The organism is Nocardia vinacea NBRC 16497 (genome assembly GCF_000308835.1).
Lineage (GTDB): Bacteria > Actinomycetota > Actinomycetes > Mycobacteriales > Mycobacteriaceae > Nocardia > Nocardia vinacea.
Window position 1 is genome coordinate 84,899 of record NZ_BAGN01000015.1, and the last position, 21,388, is coordinate 106,286.

Below are 21,388 nucleotides of genomic sequence, written 5' to 3' on the forward strand. Positions count from 1 at the left end.
ATGTATTTGCCTTCCATATCGATGGGTGTCATGAGCATCAGTTCGTCCGAATCGTCAAACCCGGATTGTCTTGCAGCACACTGCTGATCGGCTGCCCGAGCAGCAGTGGGACGTGGCCGCAGCCGAGGTCGAAGGAGGAGCTCACCGTGACGATGGCGCTGCTGAGGCCGAGTGCCTTGGTGCCCGCGAAGATCGGTCCGCCGCTGTCGCCGCGCTGGCCGCAGAGGGCGGCATAGAACATATTCTCGATCTTGACCGGTTGGTCGCCATGGCCGCGTAACAGGCCCTTTTGCCCGGCCGCCAGCACCGTCCCGCACGAATATCCGGATGTGAAGCCGGTTTTGCAGACGGCCGCTCCGACCACCGGTTCGGTGGTTCCGTCGATCCGCAGGACATCCGAACCGGCGGTTCGCGACTGTCTCGCATTGCTGCCGTTCACATTCACGTCGGGCGCCTGCGCCGGTGAATCCATTTTCTGGGTGGACACCAGGTTGTTCCGGAAGCGCGGCGCGAATGTCTCGTTGATCCGCACGATCGCGTAGTCCTTGGGGGCGAACTGGGAGACCGCGAAGTCACCGATCTCCTTGCCGAGCTGCCCATCGTTGAATTCGTAGACATGTTGGGGCTCAGTGGTTTTCGCGGATGGCTCGACAACGTTGTTCGGGTCGCAGTGCCCGGCGGTGATATTCACGGTATTGCCGCCGGCGTCGGTGGCATTGAAGCCGAACGAGCATCGGTGCGCTTTTCCGTCGACCTTGATGCCGAACGGCTGGCCACCGATGATGTCGCCTTCGGCTTCGATTCCCGCGATCGCCTGGATGCCGACGGTGGAGTCGTCGGAGCGGGCTTCCGGCAGTACGGCCGTCACCGACTGGATCGGCCCGATATCGGTCGGCAACTGCACGTCATTCGCGAGGTGAACGGCGAAACTGTTGGTCACCACGTCGATGCCGTAGGCGGCGATCGAGTCGACGACGGTGCTCGGCTGACCGGATAACCAATGTTCGAAGGCGATGCGGCGGGCATCGAGGGTGCGCTCACTGTCGGCGACGGTTTCCACGCTGAATCCGGCCTTTGCGGCGATGGATTTGGCGTCCGCCGCGCGCTCACCTTCGGCGAGGGAGACGATCGGGCGGTCGTCGTTCATTCGGATCCCGGCGAATACGGCCGGGAATGCGGTGCGGGCCTGCTGTGCGAATTCGGCCAGCCGCCGGGCGGTTTCGGTGCGTACGAGATATTCGTGTGCATCCATTCCGAGGTCACTCGCGAGGGCCGCGATCAGTCCGGGCGGCAGCGGGGCGGTATCGGGCTGTGGTGCACCCGCCGCTGGATGCGCGATCGAACCTGCCATTGCCAATGCGGCACAGCAGGCGAGCGCTGCCCGCCGCGTACGAATACCCGACCTCATCGAGCCGCCTCCTGACCAAGCACCGAAGTATTCGATGACGCTATGTCACATGCGTCACAAATCGGACTATTTGGTCCCATAGCGTGTCGGTGCCCTCCCTGGTCAACGCGATGACTACGCCGGACAACTTGCCGACACGCCGAGACTGTTGAACTGCCGACTATGCACCGCTTGGGATGATCTCACCGGTCCATCGCCACACCGCCGAAAATAGGAGGACACACCGTGCTGTTGCTGGGTCTTGGAAGCGTTCTCGGACCGGTCATTGGCGCATTGCTCGGTCTAATTTTCGCCATCGTCTAGCCAATACGAACGCGGGGCCGACGTCGAAAGGGCACCGCCCCGCGTTCGGTTTTCAATGCACTATGTCAAGCCGAGTCCGTGCGCAAGGACCGGCCACGACCGCTTCAATTCGTCTTCCCAATAACCCCACGAGTGCGTGCCCTCGTCGAAGTTGTACGTCGCCGGAATACCGAGCGATATCAGCTTCGCCTGCAGATTCTTCATGCAGTAATTGGCTGCTGCCTCGATCGCGCCACCGAGTACAACTTGATTCGTCAGTCCATCGAGACCGGGTTCGGCATGCGCCCCGTTCAGCGTGTCATATTTTCCGGGCAGGCCATTGCCTGACGAAAGATAGAGATCGATACCGCGCAATTTATCGGCGTGCAGGTACGGATCGTTTTCCATCCATTCGGGCGAGCCGACCGGGCCCCACATGTTATCGGCGTTTCCGCCACCCCAGGCGATCACGAGCTTCAGGAACCTGGAACCGATCGGATCGCTCGTCTGCGCGCAGCCGCTATATGCGGCAGCCGCCCGGTAGAGATCGGGTCTGGCAATGGGCAATGCCAACACCGTGGCGGTGGAAGCGGAAATTCCCGCGATCGCGTTGACTCCGTTGGTGCCGAGTGCGGCATTGATCAGCGGGGGCAATTCATCGGTCAGGTAGGTCTTCCATTTATTGCGACCCAGTACCGGATCGTCCTCGAGCCAGTCGGTGTAGTAACTGAACCTGCCGCCGATCGGCTGGACCAGGTTGACATTTTTATCCGACATGAACTGCCGCGCGTCGCTCTGGGCCTGCCACGATGCGTCGTCCTCACCGCCGCCCGCACCGTTCAATAGATATAGCGTCGGCCGGGGAACCGAGTCATCCGCGGCCCGCTGGATCTCCACCGGAAATTCAGCGTCCATCGCCGCGGAATAGACCTGAAGTCGGATATATCGATCGTCGATGTACTCGACGTCGGTTATGTGCGAGCCGTCGTCCGACGCCGTATCCGTAGAAATCTGCGCGGATGTGGTGACCTCGGCAAACGCCGACGGCGCACCGAGTGTCGTCCCGACCAGCATCCCCACCAACGCGATGCCGACTACCGATCTATGTACTCCTTCGATCACACCCCTGTCCATACCCAAGCTTTTAGCACCAAGATTCCGGCCGGTGCCGCACCGACACGTCGCCGGTAGGTCGGCACCGGACCGAAACCAGGTACGGCCGCGGTGCACCGGCGTTAATATGTCAAGCGCGCCACATCACCCGGATGGGCTGGTTGTGTGCGTGGCATTCGGATAGCACCACCTACGTGTCGGTGCCGCAGCAAGAGTCGGCGACGCGGACAGCGTGACCCGCTCTTCCACGAGTGGTCGGGGACCGGTGGCTGGAGAAATGCCATGACCCAAACAATGAGTTTCGACTTCAGAGCACTGCGATCCGCGATCGGCGGGCCGGTATTCGCTCCTGACGACGCGGGTTATGACCATGCCCGCTCCATCTGGAACGGGGCCATCGACCGGCGGCCCGCAGTGATCGCCCAGTGCCTGTCCGTCGAGGACGTGGCCGCGGCCTTGGCTTTCGCCAGGGAAAACGACCTCGAGGTAGCGGTGCGCGGCGGTGCCCACGCTTACAGCGGCACGGCGGTCGGCGACGGCGGCCTGATGATCAATCTCGGCGTGATGAGTCGCGTGGTCGTGGACCCGGCGGACGGGACAGCCCGGGTCGGCGGCGGCGCGACGATGGCGGATATGGACGCCGCGACCCAGGCGTACGGACTGGCCGTGCCCGGCGGCGTGATCAGCGATACCGGCGTGGGGGGCCTCACCCTGGGGGGTGGCATAGGTTGGCTGACCCGCGTAGCCGGACTGTCGATCGACAATCTCGTCTCGGCGCAGGTCGTCCTTGCCGATAGCCGGATCGTGCGGGCGTCCGATAGCGAGCATCCGGACCTGTTCTGGGCGTTGCGTGGTGGTGGCGGAAACTTCGGAATCGTCACCGAATTCGAATATCGCACCCGTCAGATCGGGCCCGAAGTGCACGTCGGGATCATCTTCTGGCCACTGACGGATGGGGATGCCGCGCTACATCTGATTCGTGAGTTCATCCCGACGATGCCGCCCAGGTCGGGAGTACTGGTCTGCGTCGGACTATCCGCGCCGCCGGAACCGTTCGTACCGGAGCAGTACCACTTCGTACCGGGCCACGCCCTTATCGTCGCCGGTTACGGTACCGCCGAGGAGCATGCCGAGATGGTGGCCCCGATCCGCGATGCGCTCGCCCCGCTCTTCGAATTCATTGCCCCGATACCCTTTACCGGATTGCAGTCGATGCTCGATGTGGCGGCGCCGTGGGGCATTCACGGATATGAGAAGGCGCTCGATCTCGACGACTTCTCCGATGACGTGATCGCGATTCTGACCGAGCAGGCCGGGAGGAAGACATCGCCGCTCTCGTTCATGCCGATCTTCACACTCGATGGCGCCTTCACGGCCGTAGGGGAGGACGACACCGCATTCGGCGGCGCGCGCTCGGCACATTACGTATGCAATATCGAAGCCGCCGCCCCCGACGCCGAGATATTGGCCGCCGACAGGGCGTGGGTGCGCTCGACCTGGGAAGCGCTGTGCCCCTTCGCCTCCAACCAGGGTGGGTACGTCAACTTCATGGCGGAGGCGGGCGAGGACCGGGTCCGCGCATCCTATGGACCCGCCAAATACGCGAAGCTGGCCGATATCAAGACCGAGTACGACCCCGAGAATGTTTTCCACCGCAACGCCAATATCAAGCCGAGCTGATCCCGATGAAGGTTGCGGCCGATTCAGCTCGGATCGAGGTCGATGGGCGGTCGATCGCCTACCGGATGGTGGGTGCCGGTCCACCGCTGGTGTTGCTCCATGGCGGATGGGAGGACAGCCGATCGTGGCGGCTGCAGTTGGAGTCGCTTGCCGATGAGTACACGGTCATTGCGTGGGATGCGCCCGGGTGCGGCAGGTCCGACGATCCGCCGGAAGGTGTGCGTCTCGGTTACTACGCCGACACACTGGCGGGATTGATTCGGGGACTCGGGATCGAACATCCACATGTGCTCGGGCTGTCGTTCGGTGGCGGCCTGGCCATCGAGTTGTATCACCGCCACCCTGCTGTGCCGCGCTCGTTGATCCTGGTCGGTGCGTACGCCGGATGGGCGGGATCGTTGCCGGCGGATGTGGTCGACGAGCGGGTGCGGCGGATACGGGAGGAGACCCAGCGGCCACCGGCCGAGTGGGCCGAGTCCTATCTGCCGACATTTTTCGCCACGCCGATTCCCCGGGAGTGGATCGACGAGATGCTGGCGATCATGTCCGATTCGCGGCCGAGCGGTATGGTCGCGATACTTTCGGCATTTGCGGAGGCCGACCTGCGCGGCGTGCTACCCACCATCGCCGTCCCCACACTGATCCTCAACGGCGAGCTCGACGAGCGAGCGCCGCTGCGCATCGCCGAGGGATTGCACGCGAATATCCCCGGCTCGCAGTTGGTCGTGATTCCCGGTGTCGGCCACTGCTGCAACCTCGAGGCGCCGAAGGCGTTCGACGCCGTGGTCCGCCATTTCCTGCGACAACATCCGATCAGTAAGTAGTTCCCATCGCGCCCCGCACCTCGTCGAGGGTGCGGTTCGCGATTTCGTTGGCGCTTTCGTTTCCGGCGCGGAGGACCGTGCGCACGAATTCCGGGTCGCGGGCGAGGTCTGCGCGTCGTCGGCGGTGGGCGGCGAAGTAGTCGTTGACCGCGTCGGCGGTGAACTTTTTGAGGGCTCCGGCTCCGGCACTGCCGATTTCGTTGGCGAGGGTTTGCTCGTCGATGCCGGTGCAGAGGGCGGCGGTGGTCAATAGGGCGGAAACGCCGGGGCGGTGTTCGGGGTCGAAGGTGATGGTGCGGTGGGCGTCGGTCCGGGTGCGGCGGATGAGGGCGGCGGTTTGGTCGGCGGTACTCGAGAGGGCGATCGCATTGCCGTAGCTTTTCGACATCTTTCGGCCGTCGAGGCCGGGAATTTCGGGGGTCGCGGTCAGCAGAGGTCGTGGTTCCGGGAAAGTGTGGCCATAGCGTTCGTTGAAGCGGCGGGCGATCACTCTGGTCAATTCGATGTGCGGCAGATTGTCCTTGCCGACCGGGACCAGATTTCCCTTGCAGAACAGGATGTCGGCGGCCTGATGGACCGGGTAGGTCAGCATTAAGCCGCTCAATGCGCGCCCGGCCACGGCGTGTTCGGCCTTGACCGTCGGGTTGCGGTGTAGTTCGGCCTCGGTGACCAGGCTCAGGAACGGCAGCATGAGCTGGTTGAGCGCGGCGACGGCCGAATGGGTGAAGATCGTCGCGCGGGTCGGGTCGATGCCTGCGGCGAGGTAGTCGAGTACCGCGTTGTAGACGTTGTCGCGGACGGGGCCGATGCCGTCGCGGTCGGTGATGACCTGGTAGTCGGCGAGTATGACGAAGGTATCGACGCCGAGGTCGTGCAGCCGGACTCGTTCGGAGATCGTCCCGAAGTAGTGGCCGAGATGCAGTGGGCCGGTCGGCCGTTCGCCGGTGAGGACGCGGTACCGGGTCGGATTCGCGGCGACGGCGGCGGTGAGTTCGTCACTGCGGTCGCGGGTGGCGGAGTAGGAATTCAACGTGGGGCTCCTGGACGATCGAGGGCCGTACGAAACCTCGTTCCGCGCAGGAACATTCACGGGCTGCGTACAGCCCGTGGACATGGTTGCTCAGGGCTGCTGGGGCAGCCGACGCCATGTCCGTCGAATGGTGATCACCGGTCCACGATAACAACGGTGACGAGCGGTATTCCAGGAATTTTCTGCTGGGGCCGGGCGCCGTTGACCAGCCCCAGCAGAGGTTCGGGTCAGCCCGCGGCGGCCCTGAGTGGGTCGGCGCGCTGGACTACGTCCGCGAGCAGGGTGTTGAAGCGGTCCGCGGCCTCGATATTTCCGAGGTGGCCGGTGGGCCAGACCTGGTAGTCGGCGAGGTGACCCGCCTTCGACAGGGCCTCGACGATCGGGCGGGACATGCGCTCGGGCAGCAGGTGGTCTTCGGCGCCCGCGATGACCGTGGTCGGCACCGTCAGGTGCTTCGCGGCATCACCCAGGTCCAGACCGGCGAGAGCGGCGGCGTGTAGACCGCGGGTGAGCGGGCGACACGAGCGGATGATGCCGAGTGCGAAGTCCACCTCGTCACGGGTGGCGGGCTTGGACATCACCCGGGCTTTGAATACCGCGCTGACCGGCCAGCCGCCCGGCAGCGGAATCGGCGCGGCCAGTGCGGTTTCGGCGATGACGAGCGGGACGCGGACGCTGGCGCCGAGTATGGTCACCGGGCGCTTGGCCACCATGAGCGGCTTGTTGAACAGCGGCAGCAGATCGGTTTCGTAGCGGATATCGCTGGCCGCGGTATTGGCCATGACGACCGCGGCGGCGCGCCGAGTGACCTGATCCGGATAGCGAGATGCCCACGCCTGCAGGGTGATTCCGCCCATGCTGTGGCCGACGAGGACGGCGCGCTTGCCGAGCGGGAGAGCGGCCTCGAGCACTGCTTCGAGGTCGTCGGCCAGTGTCTCCGCGCCCGGGCCGGTGCTGCCGAGGGTGCTCTCGCCGTGGCCGCGCTGATCGTAGGCGAGGACACGGTAGCGGTCGGCGAAGGCATTGATCTGCGGATTCCAGTACTCGATGCAGCAGCTCCAGCCGTGGATCAAGACGATGACATCGCCATCGGCGGGACCGTATGCATGGACCCTGAGCTTGGCCCCGTCCCCGGTGGTGACCGGGATGATCTCGGGTGTGGCGGCGGGCTTGTTGAGCGACGTGGTCCGGTATGTCCGCGACCGTAGTCCAGCACGGTAGGCGGCGGTCAACGGTTCGTCTCCGCGCACTTCCGCCAGCGTCCTCATCGACTTGACCAGCATTCGAGCACTCCTTTGTGTCTGCCGCCACAGTACAGTGCAAGCTGAGTGCTTGCTACTGCTAGCGCTCCCAGTGGCGGAATCCTGGCTCTATCGGATGGATACCCGAAAATAGGTCGGCCGAATAGTCCTACCGGAAGAAATATCGAGCACGAGCTCTTTTCCTGGATATCGCCCCTGCCCGAGCCGGCCGTTACCCCGCCGCCCACCCTGTCTTGCCCTCGATCTCCCTGTCTCACCCCACAATCCCGCACCCGTTCTCGAGATCAGCCCGGTTCTGGGGGCGGATCCCGACAAGGGGTGGTTGGAGGTCAGCTGGGGGTCAGGAAGTCGACGATATCCTCGGGCATCACCAGGCAGACCTGGTCGTCCGGATGGAAATCGCCGGGGATGTCGCGACGGTTGGGGGCGCGCACGAAAACGACCACGGATGAGCCGTCTCCGGGGTCTATTTCGACCGCGACCGAGCCGGAGAAATCGCTGTCCGGGGGTGCGTACCAGTGGCCCACATGCCCGAATTCGAGCTTGCGAGCCGCGCTGCCCCCGAATCCGTCGAGCCGGGTAACACCAGCGGCGTCCACGCCGCGAAATTCTACTCTAGCTGCGGAAATGCCGGACCGAATCGATCATGTCGGTAGCTGCTGCGATGATTTCGCCCATGGCTTCCGATGCGGTCCGATTGGCGGCGCCGATTCCGGTGCTGCGCATATTCGATACTGCCAAGGCGTACGAGTTCTACCGCGACTATCTGGGATTCACAGTGGACTGGGAACACCGGTTCGGTGCGAACTTTCCGTTGTATGCGCAGGTGTCGCGGTCGTCGGCGAGGGTGCATTTGAGCGAGCATCACGGTGACGGCACTCCCGGATCGGTGGTGTGGATCGCGGTGGGCGACATCAAGGCGCTGCACGCCGAGCTGGCGGGCAAGGACTATCGGTATGCAAAGCCGGGGTGTCCGGAGGATGGGCCGGGCGGGCCGGGATTCGAACTGGCCGATCCGTTCGGCAATACGTTGCGGTTCGCCCAACCCGAGTAGTGGGCACGAGCTGTGGCGGGTGTGGGGCGGCCGCGGCTACCGTTGATGCTTGTGGAGATGAGTCATGCGGTACCGGTCGCACACCAAGAGGCGGTGGCGGAACAGCCGAGGCGCACCGGGCTACGCGCCATGGGGTGGCCGCTGGTGGCGGCGGGCGTCGGGGTCGGAGTCGCGGTCCTGCTGCATTTCCGGGATCCGCACAGCGAAGGTTCCTATGGAATCTGCCCGGTCTATGCGCTGACGGGGCTCTACTGCCCCGGCTGCGGAGGCATGCGGGGCATGCACAATCTGACCGACGGCCGAATTCTCGATGCGATACACAGCAATCTGCTCGTACTGCCGCTAGTGCTGGCCTTCGTGCTGTGGATCGGTGACTGGTCGATCCGTGCCTGGCGCGGTGAGCGGATGCGACTACCTCGGATCGGCCGCACCACGATGTGGGTGTTCTTCGCGCTGCTCATCGGCTATACGGTGTTGCGAAATACGCCGTGGGGGACCTGGCTCGCGCCGGTCTAGCGGTTTTCAGGCAGGCTTCGTATATGAGTGATTCGCTGAAGGAACGCGTGCGGGCGAAACTATTGCGCCAGCTCGCCGAGGACGGCACGCCCGACTCGGAACAGGATGATCCGCGCCTGATCTCGGTCGAGTCAGATCTCGATGTGCTGAACACCGTCGCCGACGACGATCCGTTGGTCGAAGAACTGGCCGCGCGCTACTTGGTCTTCTGACCGCGCCTCAGCGCGATGGCGTGTCGGAGGGCGGCAGTTGCGGCAGCGGCTCACTGAGCAGCCACGCATCCCACAGCGGCCGCAGCGGCACCAGAGTGTAGTGGCCCGCCAGATCGGTGAATTCCTCCGTGGTGACCGAGCCGTGCCGATAGCGGATCGTCCACTCGCGCAGCAGATCCCAGAAGGCGAGTTCGCCGAGTTCCAGGCGCAGTGTATGCAGGGTGAGCGCGCCGCGTTTGTACACGCGGTCGTCGAACATACGTCGCGGGCCGGGGTCACCGATGATGATGTCCTGCGGTTCACGGGACAGGTTGTGCCGGGCGGCGCGGGCCAATTGGTCCGCGGTGGGCCCGCCCGCGGCTTCGGACCAGATCCATTCGGCGTAACAGGCGAAACCTTCGTGTAGCCAGATGTCACGCCACTGCCAGATGGTGAGGCTGTTGCCGAACCACTGGTGCGCGAGTTCGTGTGCGACAAGGCGTTCCGCGCCGCGGCGGCCGTCGCAGTGGTTGGCGCCGAAGACGGAGATGCCCTGGGCCTCGATCGGGATCTCGAGGTCGTCATCGGTGATCACGACGGTGTACCCCTCGAACGGATACGGACCGAACTTCTCGACGAACAGCTCCATCATCTGCGGCTGGCGCTCGAAGTCGTGTTCGAAATTTGCGCGCAGTCGCGGCGGGAGCACGGCCTGCATCGGCACCGAACCGCGCGGACTGCCGATGCGGTGTTTGCGGTACTGCCCGATCTGGATGGTGGCCAGATAGCTCGACATCGGTTCGGACTGTTCGTAGACCCAGGTGGTCTGACTGGCCTTGGTCTGCTTGCGCACCAAGGTGCCGTTGGCGAGCGCGTAGTACGGGGTGTCGGTGGTGATCGAAATCCGGTAGCTGGCTTTGGAACTCGGGTGGTCGTCGCAGGGGAACCAGGACGCGGCGCCGTTGGGCTGGCTGGCCACCAGCGCGCCCTCGGTCAGTTCCTCCCAGCCCACCTCGCCCCACGGCCCGCGCACCGGCTTCGGCAGTCCGGCGTATTGGATGACCAGCTCGAGCACCCCACCCGCCGGGATTCGGTGCTGCGGCGTGATAACGAGCTTGCCGTGCTGGTGGGAGTATTTCGCGGCCTTGGTGCCGTTGACGAGCACCTTGGACACGGTGAGCGACTGGGACAGGTCGAGTGCGAAACGGTCACGGACGGCTTCGGTCACCGCGATGATCTGAGCTCGGCCTGCCATGCGATTACTGGCGACCTTATAAGTGATCTCGAGCTCGTACCGCGATACCCGGTAGCCCCAATTTCCGTTCTGCGGTAGATATTCGTCGACGGGTTCTTCGTAGTACTTAGCCGCCATCAGGAGGTTGCTCCGGCCTCGCTAAGGCTTGGCACCGCACTCGACCACGGCGCGATCGGATTGCCCCACCAGCGGGTCGACGGCGGCACGGTGTCACCGCGCATGACCAGCGAGGCGGGGCCGATGGTCGCGCCCGCGCCGATGCCGGCGGCGGGCAGGGCGACGCAGTGCGGCCCGAGGGTCGCGCCCGCGCCGAGGGTCACGGTGTCCATGGCCATGATTCGATCGTGGAAGAGATGGGTCTGCACCACACAGCCGCGTTCCACGGTCGCGCCGTCACCGAGTGTCACCAGGTCCGCCTCCGGTAGCCAATAGGACTCGCACCATACTCCGCGTCCGATCTTCGCGCCGAGTCCACGAAGCCACAGATTCAGTACGGGGGTGCCGGTCGCGGCGCGCGCGAACCACGGCGCGGCGACGGTTTCGACGAAGGTGTCGGAAACCTCGTTGCGCCACACGAACGAACTCCACAGCGGATGCTCCTCGGCGCGAATTCGCCCGACCAGCAACCACTTCGCGGTGACCGCACTGGCCCCCGCGATCGCACCGGCGGCCATCAGGACAAAACCGCAGAGCAGTCCGGCGACCAGGTATCCGGCCGATTCCGCGATCCAGGCCAGCGTGAAAAGCACACCGAGGCCGATAGCGAAGGTCACGAGCACCGGGACGAGTCGGCAGGTCTCGACTATGCCGCGGAACACCTTCAGCCGCAGCGGCGGATCGAAGGTGCGTTCGGTATCACCGCTTTCGGAGGCGCGCCGCAGACGCACCGGTGGGCTGCCGAGCCAGGAGGAACCTGCCTTGGCCTTGGACGGTGCGGCCGAAAGCACAGCGACCAGGCCGTTTTTCGGCACCCGTCGACCGGGTGCGGTCATACCGGAATTGCCGAGGAAGGCGCGCTTGCCGACCTTCGCCTCGCCGATGTGCAGCCAGCCGCCGCCGAGTTCGTAGCTGGCGATCATGGTGTCGTCGGCGAGGAACGCCCCGTCGGCGACCGTGGTGAATTTCGGCAGCAGCAGCACCGTGGACGCCTCGACGCTCTTACCGACCTTCGCGCCGAGCAGGCGCAGCCACAGCGGGGTCAGCAGGCTTGCGTAGAGCGGGAACAAGAATGTCCGCGCAGAATCCAGTAGGCGCTCGGTGGCCCATACCTGCCAGCCGACCCGGCTGCGGACGGGATGATGGCCCTCGGTCAGTCCGATGCTGAGCAACCGGACCGCGATGACTGTTGCCACCGTGTATACGGCGAGGCTGAGCAGCGTTGCGACCGGGAGGATGGCGAAGCCCTTGCCGAGCGCACCCGCGAGTGTGCGGGCGTCGCGAATGAACCAGGCGATGGATGCGCCGCCCGTGGCCAGACCGAGAATGGGCATGGCCGCCAATGCCATCGAGGTCACCCCGAAAATCGCGACCCAATGTGCGGCCCGCGCCGGAGTGTGGGCCGGCCAACGATGCCGGGCCTTACCGACTTTCGCGGCGGGTGAGCCCGCCCACTCCTGTTCGGCCTTCACCTTGCCCGATACCGAAGATCCGGCCGCTATCTCGGCATTCTTACCGATTTTGCTGCCGGGCAACAGGATCGAGCGCGCGCCGACCACCGCGCCCGCACCGATGGTGATCGGGCCGATATGCACCACATCGCCATCGATCCAATAACCGGACAGGTCGACCTCGGGTTCCACACTGCATCCGTCGCCGAGTTCGAGCATTCCGGTGACCGGCGGCAAGGTGTGCAGATCGATGCCCGTGCCGATCTTCGCGCCGAGTGCCCGTGCGAACGGCGCCATCCACGGTGCGCCGGAGAGACTCTCGGCGCCGCTGGCCTCCGAGAGCCGCACTGCCGCCCATAGTCGCAGGTGCTCCGATCCGCCGCGCGCATAACTGCCGGGCCGCACGCCGCGCAGCAGAATCCGAGCGCCGGTCGCGCAGATCACCATGCGACCGGGCGGTGATATGAACAGGACAAAGGCGGCCAGCGTCCACCACCAGGACAGATGCGGTAGCCAGGGCAACGAGCCGGACCAGCCCGCGATATTGCCGACAATGGCCAACCAGGTGAGCCACTGCAGCCCGGTGAGGGTTGTCAGCGGGATGGTGGCCAGCACCTGGATCCACTGGGCGCGCAGCGGCGTGGGGCGCACGATGCGTTCCTCGACGGCGGCGCTCGGCGCGGTCTCGTCGAGCAGTTCGGCCAGTGCGCCGAGGCGTGGATGGTCGTAGAGATCGGCGACGGTGATGCGCGGATGACGTTCGCGCAGTGCGGTGACCAGTTGCGCCGCCGATAGCGAGCCACCACCGAGATCGAAGAAATCGGTTTCCGGACCGGTGACCTGGGCGCCGAGGATCGAATCCCACAGTCCGGCAATCCATTGCTCGGTTTCGGTGAGATCATCGGTCGCGGTGTCGGGTTCGGCGGTGTTCGGCAGCGGCCACGGCAGGGCGTCGCGATCGACCTTGCCCGAGGTGCGGGTGGGCAGGTCGGCGACGATGGCGAGCCGGGGGACCAGCGGGGCCGGAAGTTGTTCGGCGAGTTGGGCTCTGGCGGCCCCGAGGTCGAAATCGGGTGCGGTGCCGGTCAGGTAGCCGACCAGGATCTTATTGCCCGCCTTGGTGGTTCGGATCGCGGCCGCGGCACCGGTGACGCCGGGTAGGTGCTGCAGGGCGTTGTCGAGTTCGCCGAGTTCGATGCGGCGGCCGCCGAGTTTGATCTGATCGTCGGCGCGGCCGAGGAATACCAGCCCCGCGCTGTCCTTGCGGACCAGATCGCCGCTGCGGTAGGCACGGTCCCAGCCGAGTGACGGTAGCGGAGCGTACTTTTCGGCGTCCTTGGCGGGGTCGAGGTAGCGGGCCAGGCCGACGCCGCCGATCACGAGTTCACCGGATTCGCCCTCGTCCACCGGATTTCCGGCGGCATCGACGACGGCCAGATCCCAGCCGTCCAGCGGGAGTCCGATGCGGACCGGGACGTCGCCGTCCAGCAGTGCCGCGCACGCGACCACCGTTGCTTCGGTGGGGCCGTAGGTATTCCAGACCTCGCGCTCGGAATCGGTATCCGATTCGGGGCTTTCGCCGGGTGCTGCGTGGTCGGCTACCTCTTCGCGGCTCTTCGCGCGCGTCGCGGATTTTCCGGCGAGGCGTTCGGCCAGCTCGGGCGGCACCGCTTCACCGCCGAAGATCAGTAGCCGGACCGGGTCGAGCGCCTCGGCGGGCCAGGTCGCGGCGAGTGTGGGAACCGTTGAGACGATGCTGATTTCGCGGCGGACCAGCCAGGGACCGAGATCCGCGCCGGTGCGGACCAGCGCGCGCGGCGCGGGCACCAGGCAGGCGCCGTTGCGCCAGGCGAGCCACATTTCCTCACAGGAGGCGTCGAAGGCGACCGAGAGTCCGGCGAGAACCCGGTCGTCCGGACCGATCGGGGCATCCGGCAGGAACAGGCGCGCTTCCGCGTCTACGAAGGCGGCGGCATTGCGGTGGGTGACCGCGACGCCTTTCGGGGTTCCGGTGGATCCGGAGGTGAAAATGATCCACGCGTCGTCGCCGGGGGTGGGGCGAACGGTCGAGGCGTCGGCGGACTCGGGCCGTTCGACGGCCGTCGGTTCGACGCCTGCTGCGGTCACGATCGCGGTGACGCGGGCCTCGCCGAAGACCAGCCGGGCGCGCTCGTCCGGATCGTCGGCGTCTACCGGAACGTAGGCCGCACCGGCATAAAGAATGGCCAGAATAGTGACGTAAAGCTCATGTGTGCCGGACGGCATGCGCACGCCGACGCGGTCGCCGGGACGTACACCCGCCGCGGTCAAGCGCATGACTCCGGCATCGATCTCGGCCAGCAATTCGGTGTAGCTGAGCACCACGCGACCGTCATCGATCGCGGGCGCCTCCGGGTGGGCTTCCGCGGTGCTGTTCAGGATGTCGACAAGGGTCCTGGCCTGCGGCGCGAGTGCGGCGCGTAGCAAGGGTTCAGGCGTGCGGAGCCCGTCGGTCGGGTCTATCCCCGCCGTGGCGTCGACCTGCGGCCGCAGCATCACGTCCTGCCCACCTCTCATAGACCTGCCTAGCGCTTCCTCGTTGTTGTTCCACAGCAGGGTTACCAGTGGGCAAACGCCACGGTGACCAACTGTCTACGGTACCTGCGGTATCGGTCAGAATTCTTCGCCCAGTGCCTTCAGCGCAAGGCGGTGCAGGGTCTGCCGCTCGTCCTCGTCGAGGCGGTGCAGCACCCGCTCGGCGGCCTCTTCGATGAGTTGATCGGTCTTGCGGCGCTCGGCGCGTCCGGACTGGGTGATGGAAAGCCGGTATTTGCGCCGGTCCGTCGCATCGCGGGTGCGGATGACGAAACCGGCCTCCTCCAGGCCATCGATCAGCCGGACCACCTCGCTGCGGTCGATGCCGAGCGCGGTGGAGACCTGCTGCTGGGACAGGTCGTCGAATTCCTCCAGGCAGACCAGCACCCAGTGTTCACGCAATGACGTGCCCATCTCGGCGTGTACGGCCTTGTGCAGCTTGCCGAGCGCGTACGTCGGGAAGCGGAGCAGGCCGCGGGGGTGAATGTGGTCGGCGGGCATTCGGTAATTGTATCTATTGTTGAGTAGCTAGATTGTTGATAACCTCCGCAATCTAGGTTGTCTACAAATAGCGGAGGATCCCATGTCGGATACTCGAACGGCCGTCGCCGCCACCGCGCCCGCACTCGAACCCATTCCCGCACGGGTCTGGCGGGTGGCCGGTGTGGTGGTCTTCGGCGCCGTTATGAGCATGTTGGACACGTCGCTGGTGAATATCGGGCTGAACTCCATCGCGACGGATCTCGGTGCGGCACTGGACAGTGCCCAGTGGATCGCGAGCGGCTATCTGCTCGCACTCGCCGTCACGCTGCCGCTGTGTGGTTGGCTCGGGCGGCAATTCGGAATGGACCGGGTCTGGTTGACCGCGCTGGCCGGATTCACGGTGACCTCCGGACTGTGTGCGCTGGCTCCGAATATCGGCTGGCTCATCGGTTTTCGGATTGCGCAGGGTCTGGCCGCGGGGCTATTGGTGCCCGCCGGGCAGACGGTGCTCGGGCAGGTCGCGGGTCCGCAGCGGCTGGGCCGGGTGATGAGTGTCGTCGGTATCGCGGTGGTCGCCGCGCCCGCGATCGGGCCGACCATCGGCGGCGTCATGCTGGCGAATCTGGACTGGGAGTGGTTGTTCCTGATCAATATCCCGTTCGGGCTGGTCGCGTTCGTCCTGGGGCGTCGGGTGTTACCGCGGGCGGAAGCGACGGGCAACGGCGGTCGATTCGATGCCACCGGATTCGCATTGATCGCGGTCGGACTGTCGGCGCTGGTCTATGGCCTGGGTGAATTCGGCAGTCGCGGTAGCGTTTCCGCGCCGACGGTGTGGGTGTCGGTGGTGGTCGGGGTGCTCGCGCTCGGCCTGTTCGTGGTGCGGTCGGTGCGTGGGGGTGGCGGCAGTCTGCTCGATGGCGGACTGTTCCGGCATCCGGTATTCGCCACGGCGAATGTGGCGAACTTCTTCGCCGGTGCGTCGCTGTTCGGGGCAATGTTGTTGCTGCCGTTGTACTTTCAGGTGCTGCATGGCGACGGTCTCATCGCGACGGGTTTGCTGCTCATGTCCTTCGGGATCGGTGGCATCATCGCGCTGCCCGTCGGCGGCCGGTTGACCGATCGGTACGGCGGGGGAGTGGTCGCGGTGGTCGGCAGTGCGGTGACGGCCGCGGTCACCGTGCCATTCGCGCTCGCCGACGCCTCGATGAATCCTGTTGTCGTACAGGCACTTCTGTTGATCCGCGGCGTGGCAACGGGATTGACCGGGGTGCCGATCATTTCCGCGGCCTACGCCTCGGTGCGGCCCGAGAAGATGCCGGATGCGGCGTCGTTCGTGAATATTCTGCAGCGGGTCGGCGGGTCGATCGGAGCGGCATTGCTCGCGGTGGTGCTGTATCGCGCGGGTGCGGCCGGACTGCCGGTGGATGCCGGTTTCCGGCAGGCGTTCTGGTGGCTCACGGCCGCGTCGGTCATCTCGTTGATCGCGTCACTATTGCTGTGGCGCAAGGAGATTCAGCCGAACCCGTGACACTGTGCGCCTGGTCGGTGGCGACCGGCCAGGCGCATGACGGATTACGCGGCAGAAGCGGCCGTGCCGATGCCGAGTGCGGCGAGGATGGCCGCGCTGATCTGTTCGAGCCGATCCCGAACCTGTGGGCGGCGCAACATCGCAACCGCTCGTGACGCCAGCATGGCGAGCAGGATCATCTCGACGGCGGCAATGGAGCATTCGATGGCGCCGAGGGCGAGGGTGTTCAGAAAGGTGACATCGGTAAGGAATTGCGGCAGTACCGCCAGGTAGAACAGCCCGACCTTCGGGTTGAACATGCACGACACCAGGCCTGCGGCGAATGCCGAGCGGATCGATGCGGGAGCCTCCGCGGCCGACTGTCCGGACGCCGCGGCGGTGCCCGCCCTGCGCTGCTTGCGGTGATCGATCAGCGCCCGAATTCCCAAGTACACCAAGTAGATTCCACCGATGACCTTCAGCGTCCGGTAGGCCGTCGCGGACTGTTCCAGCAGGGCGGCGACGCCCGCCGCGACCACTACCGCCCACACGATCCCGCCCAGTGCCGAGCCGATCGCCGCGGCGATGCCGGGTCGCGCGTCCACGATCGAGAATCGCAGCACCAGGAACGAATCCGGGCCGGGCGTGATCGACAGCAGAATGCACAGGCCGATAAAGCTGAGCAGCAGGGAAAGCGTCACCGCTCGATCAGACCGCACATCGCTCGGCATTGCAAGGTTATTTATTCGACTGCATGTGTATGCAGCAAAGGTGCCGGTTGACAGGGCGGTGCGGCATCTGCCAATCTCGGTTCAGGTCATGAGTACCAGCGTCAAGCCCCGGCTAGCTGGTCGGCAACCCTCCTCCGCGGTGGGGTGCTCCGGGTGACGACCGGGCCGCAGCCCGACCGGGTGCGGCAAGCGCGGACTCGGATGATCACCTGATTTCGGGTCCCACAGCCGATGGGATTTGTGATGACCGCTGTAGTTGAGCAGAGCTGTGTTTACCCACCCCGTCGGCTCCGCCGACTGCCGTCCCCCGATGCCGCCCTCGCCCGGGTTTCCGGCGACGACCTCCAGGTGCCGCTCGTACAGGGCGGAACGACCACCTACGCGAACTTCGACTACGCCGCTAGCGCACCGGCATTGGCGCAGGTCACCGACCGCGTGCAGCAGCTGCTGCCGTTCTACGCGAGTGTGCACCGCGGTGCCGGTTACGCCTCGCGGATCTCCACCGAGTGCTACGAGGCCGCGCGCGGTTCGGTCACCCGCTTCCTCGACGCCGCCGACGACCAGGTCGTGGTGTTCACCCGCAACACCACCGATTCGCTGAATCTGCTCGCCGCCTGTGTGCCCGGCGACACCGTGGTGCTGGATATCGAGCATCATGCGAACTTCCTGCCCTGGACCCGGCACGGTCGGCGCGTCGTCGAGGCCGCGGCGACCGTCGAGGAGACGATCCGCCAGCTGATCGCCGAATTGTGCAGTAAGCCAGCGGCATTGCTCGCGGTCACCGGCGCGTCGAATGTGACCGGTGAGGTGCTGCCACTCGAGCGCCTGGCCACCATCGCGCACCAGTGCGGTGCGCGCATCCTGGTCGATGCCGCGCAACTGGCACCGCATCGTCGCATCAGCCTGCGCGGCACCGGAATCGACTACCTCGCCTTTTCCGGACACAAGCTCTACGCGCCGTTCGGCGCGGGAGTGCTTGTCGGACGCCGGGATTGGCTCGATGCCGCCGAACCGTATCTGGCGGGCGGCGGGGCGGTCCGCGAGGTCACCACTACCGGCGCGGAATGGGCATCGGCGCCGCAGCGTCACGAGGCCGGTTCCCCGAATGTCCTGGGTGCGGCTGCGCTCGCCGCCGCATGTGACGCGCTGTGCGCGATCGATCCGAAGATCCTTGCCGCGCATGAGCAGCGGCTCGCCGATCGCCTGCGCGCCGGGCTGTCCGCGATTCCGGGTGTCAACCTGCTGCGCATCTGGGACGACAGCCCCGACACCGTCGGCATTGTCGCCTTCACACTGGACGGATTCATCCCGGGACACGTCGCGGCCTACCTCTCCGCCGAACACGGCATCGGCATTCGCGACGGCCGCTTCTGTGCTCATCCGCTGCTCGAGCGGCTCGGCCTGGACGGTGCGCTGCGTGCCAGCATCGGCCTCGGCACCAGCTCCGACGATGTGGATCGGCTGGTCGAGGCCATCGCCACCCTCGTCGAGAAGGGTGCGTCGTGGAATTACGCCAGCACCGACGGACTTTGGAATCCGACACCCGAGACCCGTCCCTTCGCCCGCCCCGATTCCGCCGACGGTGCCGCGCCCTGCTCGATCGGCTGATCGTCGCGTCGAGCTGGTGAGTCCACCCGAGCCGACCGCTGATCCAGCACCGAGGGAACCCGGCCAAGACGAGCTGATCCCGGACTCGACCACGCCCTCATCGCTGGATATGGGCGCGGACACCTGCCAGATCGAGGTGCGCGCCGGCTCATCGCTCGATCTATAGCGTTGCCGCGCAGGTGAATCCGCCCGGCCGAGTTCAGTCTTCGAGCGAGGTCGGGCGGTAATAGCGGCCGCGGTAGTAGAGCAGCGGAGCGGCGCTGGGCTGTTCGTCGGTGTTGTCGTGGACCCGGGTGACCAGGCCGACGACGAGGGTGTGGTCGCCGATGGGAATCAACTGCTGGATGGTGGCGCGGATCCAGATGGGCGTGCCGTGCAGCACGGGCTCGCCGGTGTCCAGGGTGGTCCACAGGGAGCGGTCACTGAAGCGTTGATCGGCGGTGCGGGCGAAACGCTTGGCGAGATCGTGCTGGTGTTCGCCGAGGAAATGGACCACCACCGAGTCGGCCGCCTGCAATGCCTTCAGGCTCGACGAGGTGTGGGCGATATTGAACGAGACCAGCGGGGGCTCCAGGGACAGCGATGCGAAGGAGGTCGCGGTGAAGCCGACCGGGCCGTTCGCGGAGCCGAGGGTGACGACGGTGACGCCCGCCGGATAGTGCCGCATGGAGGCGCGGTACAGCTCGGCGGTGATACCGCTCAGATCATCGGGAATCTGGATGTCCGTGGCGGGGGGTTGAGCATCGGTCACATGACGAAACTACGCCGCACGCTTGTGCAGCGTTCAGTCCACGTCGATCGGAAGCCCGGCCGTGATGCGCACCAGTTCGCGAAACGAGGTGCGGAACACGGTGTTCGGATGGCCGCCCGCGGCCCAGACTTCCCGGTGCGTGGACAGCACGTTATCCACCCACGTCGGCAGGTTGGTGGGATGGCCGACCGGCGCGATGCCGCCGATGGGCTGACCGGTTACCTCCTGCACCATCGCGGCGGGAGCGCGGGTGAGCTTGCCTTCCAGCCGTTCGCCGGTGCGTCCGAGATCGACCTGGTGTGCGCCGGAAACCAGCAGCAGCACCGGATCGTCATCCAGGAGGAACACCAGTGATTTCGTGATGGCGCCCACATCGACGCCGAGTGCCCGTGCGGCATCGGCGGCGGTGGGCGTGGGAGCGGGCTGAGTGACGATGACACCATGGTGGCCGCGCGCGATCAGGGTATCTGCGACCCGGCATGCGACTGGTGGAAGCGACCTGCGCATGGAACCAGAGTAGAGCGATTGCGGGCAGTGTGCGGGTCGAGTTCTGGTCAGTGGTCGAGATGTTTCGACGGAGAACCAGTGCGTCGCACCAACTTTGCGCAGCATTTGCACGCGGCACGGACTGGTCGGCTGGCTTGCTCGCACCTGCTTTACGCTGGACGAATGACTGATTGGCAGGCTTTCACCGTTGAAACCAAGGACCACATCGCGCAGGTCACGCTGACCGGCCCCGGCAAGGGCAATGCCATGGGTCCGGATTTCTGGCGAGAACTGCCGGAGATTTTCCGCGGGCTGGACGCCGATCCCGAGGTTCGCGCCATTGTGCTCACCGGTTCCGGAAAGCATTTCTCCTACGGACTCGACCTGCCCGCCATGGCAGGCACGTTCGGTCCGCTGATGGCGGATAAGGCGCTGGCCGCGCCGCGTACCGACTTCCTCTACGAGGTGCGCCGCATGCAAGCCTCCGTGACGGCGGTGGCCGATTGCCGCAAGCCGGTTATCGCAGCGGTTTCCGGCTGGTGCATCGGCGGCGGGCTGGATCTGATCGCCGCCGCCGATATCCGCTATGCGAGCGCGGACGCGAAGTTCAGCCTGCGCGAGGCGAAGGTCGCGATCGTCGCCGATATCGGATCGCTGCACCGGCTGCCGGGCATCATCGGTGAGGGCCATCTGCGCGAACTCGCCTACACCGGTAAGGACATCGACGCGGCGCGTGCCGAGAAGATCGGCCTGGTCAACGATGTATTCGCCGACCAGGAGGCGGTACTGGACGCGGCGCACGCCATCGCGCGCGAGATCGCCGCGAATCCGCCGCTGGTGGTGCAGGGCGCGAAGGATGTGCTCGAGCAGCGCACCAGGGATCAGGTGGCCGCCGGGTTGCGCTATGTCTCCGCGTGGAACTCCGCATTCCTGCCGTCCGAGGATCTGACCGAGGCAATCCAGTCGGTGTTCGAGAAGCGAGCTCCGGAGTTCAAGGGCCGGTAAAGGCCACATATTCGCTTGCCC

20 protein-coding genes and 1 riboswitch are annotated in these 21,388 nt (G+C 65.7%); of the genes, 9 read left to right on the forward strand and 11 right to left on the reverse strand.

Annotated elements, in window-relative coordinates:
• Nucleotides 1–37: 37 nt before the first annotated feature.
• Together ON44_RS02355 and ON44_RS02360 are read right to left on the reverse strand one after the other, a co-directional pair.
• Nucleotides 38–1,408, reverse strand: a complete 1,371-nt coding sequence (locus tag ON44_RS02355; RefSeq protein ID WP_157187031.1) for a S1 family peptidase — start codon at nucleotides 1,406–1,408, stop codon at nucleotides 38–40.
• Between the two features lie 363 nt (nucleotides 1,409–1,771).
• A complete protein-coding gene (locus tag ON44_RS02360; protein WP_040686132.1) occupies nucleotides 1,772–2,764 on the reverse strand; it encodes an alpha/beta hydrolase in 993 nt (330 codons plus the stop codon).
• A 321-nt stretch (nucleotides 2,765–3,085) separates the two neighbouring features.
• Here ON44_RS02360 and ON44_RS02365 point away from each other — a divergent pair, with 321 nt between their 5' ends.
• Both ON44_RS02365 and ON44_RS02370 read left to right on the forward strand, forming a co-directional pair.
• The gene (locus ON44_RS02365; RefSeq protein WP_040686094.1) at nucleotides 3,086–4,483 is read left to right on the forward strand and encodes an FAD-binding oxidoreductase; all 1,398 of its coding nucleotides are present in this window, start codon (nucleotides 3,086–3,088) and stop codon (nucleotides 4,481–4,483) included.
• Nucleotides 4,484–4,488: 5 nt separating this feature from the next.
• Nucleotides 4,489–5,307 (forward strand): alpha/beta fold hydrolase, encoded by an 819-nt coding sequence (locus ON44_RS02370; protein WP_040686095.1) that lies wholly within the window; start codon nucleotides 4,489–4,491, stop codon nucleotides 5,305–5,307.
• Here ON44_RS02370 and trpS read toward each other — a convergent pair.
• From trpS to ON44_RS02385, 3 genes are all read right to left on the reverse strand, one after another.
• Nucleotides 5,297–6,337: a tryptophan--tRNA ligase gene (gene trpS, locus ON44_RS02375; protein ID WP_040686096.1), complete on the reverse strand. Its 1,041-nt coding sequence runs from the start codon at nucleotides 6,335–6,337 to the stop codon at nucleotides 5,297–5,299. The genes ON44_RS02370 and trpS overlap by 11 nt on opposite strands.
• A 227-nt stretch (nucleotides 6,338–6,564) precedes the next feature.
• Complete coding sequence (locus tag ON44_RS02380; protein ID WP_040686097.1) at nucleotides 6,565–7,620, reverse strand: alpha/beta fold hydrolase; 1,056 nt, start codon at nucleotides 7,618–7,620, stop codon at nucleotides 6,565–6,567.
• A 308-nt stretch (nucleotides 7,621–7,928) separates the two neighbouring features.
• Nucleotides 7,929–8,198, reverse strand: coding sequence for a hypothetical protein (locus tag ON44_RS02385; protein ID WP_040686098.1), 270 nt, complete (start codon nucleotides 8,196–8,198; stop codon nucleotides 7,929–7,931).
• A gap of 77 nt (nucleotides 8,199–8,275) precedes the next feature.
• Here ON44_RS02385 and ON44_RS02390 point away from each other — a divergent pair, with 77 nt between their 5' ends.
• Genes ON44_RS02390 through ON44_RS02400 form a run of 3 tightly spaced genes read left to right on the forward strand, consistent with a single transcriptional unit; the run spans nucleotide 8,276 to nucleotide 9,381 of the window.
• Nucleotides 8,276–8,653 (forward strand): glyoxalase superfamily protein, encoded by a 378-nt coding sequence (locus ON44_RS02390; protein WP_040686133.1) that lies wholly within the window; start codon nucleotides 8,276–8,278, stop codon nucleotides 8,651–8,653.
• Between the two features lie 57 nt (nucleotides 8,654–8,710).
• Nucleotides 8,711–9,169: a DUF2752 domain-containing protein gene (locus ON44_RS02395; protein ID WP_051181365.1), complete on the forward strand. Its 459-nt coding sequence runs from the start codon at nucleotides 8,711–8,713 to the stop codon at nucleotides 9,167–9,169.
• Between the two features lie 23 nt (nucleotides 9,170–9,192).
• Nucleotides 9,193–9,381 carry a hypothetical protein gene (locus ON44_RS02400; protein WP_040686099.1) on the forward strand — a complete coding sequence of 63 codons (189 nt, stop codon included), beginning with the start codon at nucleotides 9,193–9,195 and terminating at the stop codon, nucleotides 9,379–9,381.
• Nucleotides 9,382–9,388: 7 nt separating this feature from the next.
• Here ON44_RS02400 and ON44_RS02405 read toward each other — a convergent pair whose 3' ends face one another.
• The 3 genes from ON44_RS02405 to ON44_RS02415 all read right to left on the reverse strand — a co-directional run bounded on the left by ON44_RS02405 (nucleotide 9,389) and on the right by ON44_RS02415 (nucleotide 15,297).
• Nucleotides 9,389–10,732, reverse strand: a complete 1,344-nt coding sequence (locus tag ON44_RS02405; RefSeq protein ID WP_085998465.1) for a M1 family metallopeptidase — start codon at nucleotides 10,730–10,732, stop codon at nucleotides 9,389–9,391.
• On the reverse strand, nucleotides 10,732–14,757 hold the full coding sequence (locus ON44_RS02410) for a Pls/PosA family non-ribosomal peptide synthetase (protein WP_051181367.1): 4,026 nt from the start codon (nucleotides 14,755–14,757) through the stop codon (nucleotides 10,732–10,734). The genes ON44_RS02405 and ON44_RS02410 overlap by 1 nt, the downstream gene beginning before the upstream one ends.
• Before the next feature lie 117 nt (nucleotides 14,758–14,874).
• Complete coding sequence (locus ON44_RS02415; protein ID WP_040686101.1) at nucleotides 14,875–15,297, reverse strand: MarR family winged helix-turn-helix transcriptional regulator; 423 nt, start codon at nucleotides 15,295–15,297, stop codon at nucleotides 14,875–14,877.
• An 82-nt stretch (nucleotides 15,298–15,379) separates the two neighbouring features.
• Between ON44_RS02415 and ON44_RS02420 the strand changes: the two genes are divergently transcribed.
• Entirely contained in the window at nucleotides 15,380–16,807 is a 1,428-nt protein-coding gene (locus ON44_RS02420; RefSeq protein ID WP_083897612.1) for a DHA2 family efflux MFS transporter permease subunit, read from the forward strand.
• 44 nt (nucleotides 16,808–16,851) lie between these two features.
• Here the strand turns inward: ON44_RS02420 and ON44_RS02425 are convergent, their stop codons facing one another.
• Nucleotides 16,852–17,487 (reverse strand): LysE family translocator, encoded by a 636-nt coding sequence (locus ON44_RS02425; protein WP_040686137.1) that lies wholly within the window; start codon nucleotides 17,485–17,487, stop codon nucleotides 16,852–16,854.
• Between the two features lie 114 nt (nucleotides 17,488–17,601).
• Nucleotides 17,602–17,715: riboswitch (SAM riboswitch) on the forward strand.
• Nucleotides 17,716–17,760: 45 nt separating this feature from the next.
• On the opposite strand from ON44_RS02425, the gene ON44_RS02430 reads away from it, so the two are divergent.
• Both ON44_RS02430 and ON44_RS49850 read left to right on the forward strand, forming a co-directional pair.
• Complete coding sequence (locus ON44_RS02430; RefSeq protein WP_083897613.1) at nucleotides 17,761–19,125, forward strand: aminotransferase class V-fold PLP-dependent enzyme; 1,365 nt, start codon at nucleotides 17,761–17,763, stop codon at nucleotides 19,123–19,125.
• 16 nt (nucleotides 19,126–19,141) lie between these two features.
• Nucleotides 19,142–19,291, forward strand: coding sequence for a hypothetical protein (locus ON44_RS49850; RefSeq protein ID WP_157187032.1), 150 nt, complete (start codon nucleotides 19,142–19,144; stop codon nucleotides 19,289–19,291).
• 33 nt (nucleotides 19,292–19,324) lie between these two features.
• On the opposite strand, the gene ON44_RS02435 is transcribed toward ON44_RS49850, so the two are convergent.
• Both ON44_RS02435 and ON44_RS02440 read right to left on the reverse strand, forming a co-directional pair.
• Nucleotides 19,325–19,792: a flavin reductase family protein gene (locus ON44_RS02435; RefSeq protein ID WP_083897614.1), complete on the reverse strand. Its 468-nt coding sequence runs from the start codon at nucleotides 19,790–19,792 to the stop codon at nucleotides 19,325–19,327.
• 117 nt (nucleotides 19,793–19,909) lie between these two features.
• Nucleotides 19,910–20,383 carry a YbaK/EbsC family protein gene (locus ON44_RS02440; RefSeq protein WP_040686103.1) on the reverse strand — a complete coding sequence of 158 codons (474 nt, stop codon included), beginning with the start codon at nucleotides 20,381–20,383 and terminating at the stop codon, nucleotides 19,910–19,912.
• Between the two features lie 162 nt (nucleotides 20,384–20,545).
• Here ON44_RS02440 and ON44_RS02445 point away from each other — a divergent pair, with 162 nt between their 5' ends.
• Nucleotides 20,546–21,367, forward strand: a complete 822-nt coding sequence (locus tag ON44_RS02445; protein WP_040686104.1) for a crotonase/enoyl-CoA hydratase family protein — start codon at nucleotides 20,546–20,548, stop codon at nucleotides 21,365–21,367.
• The last annotated feature ends 21 nt before the right edge of the window (nucleotides 21,368–21,388 follow it).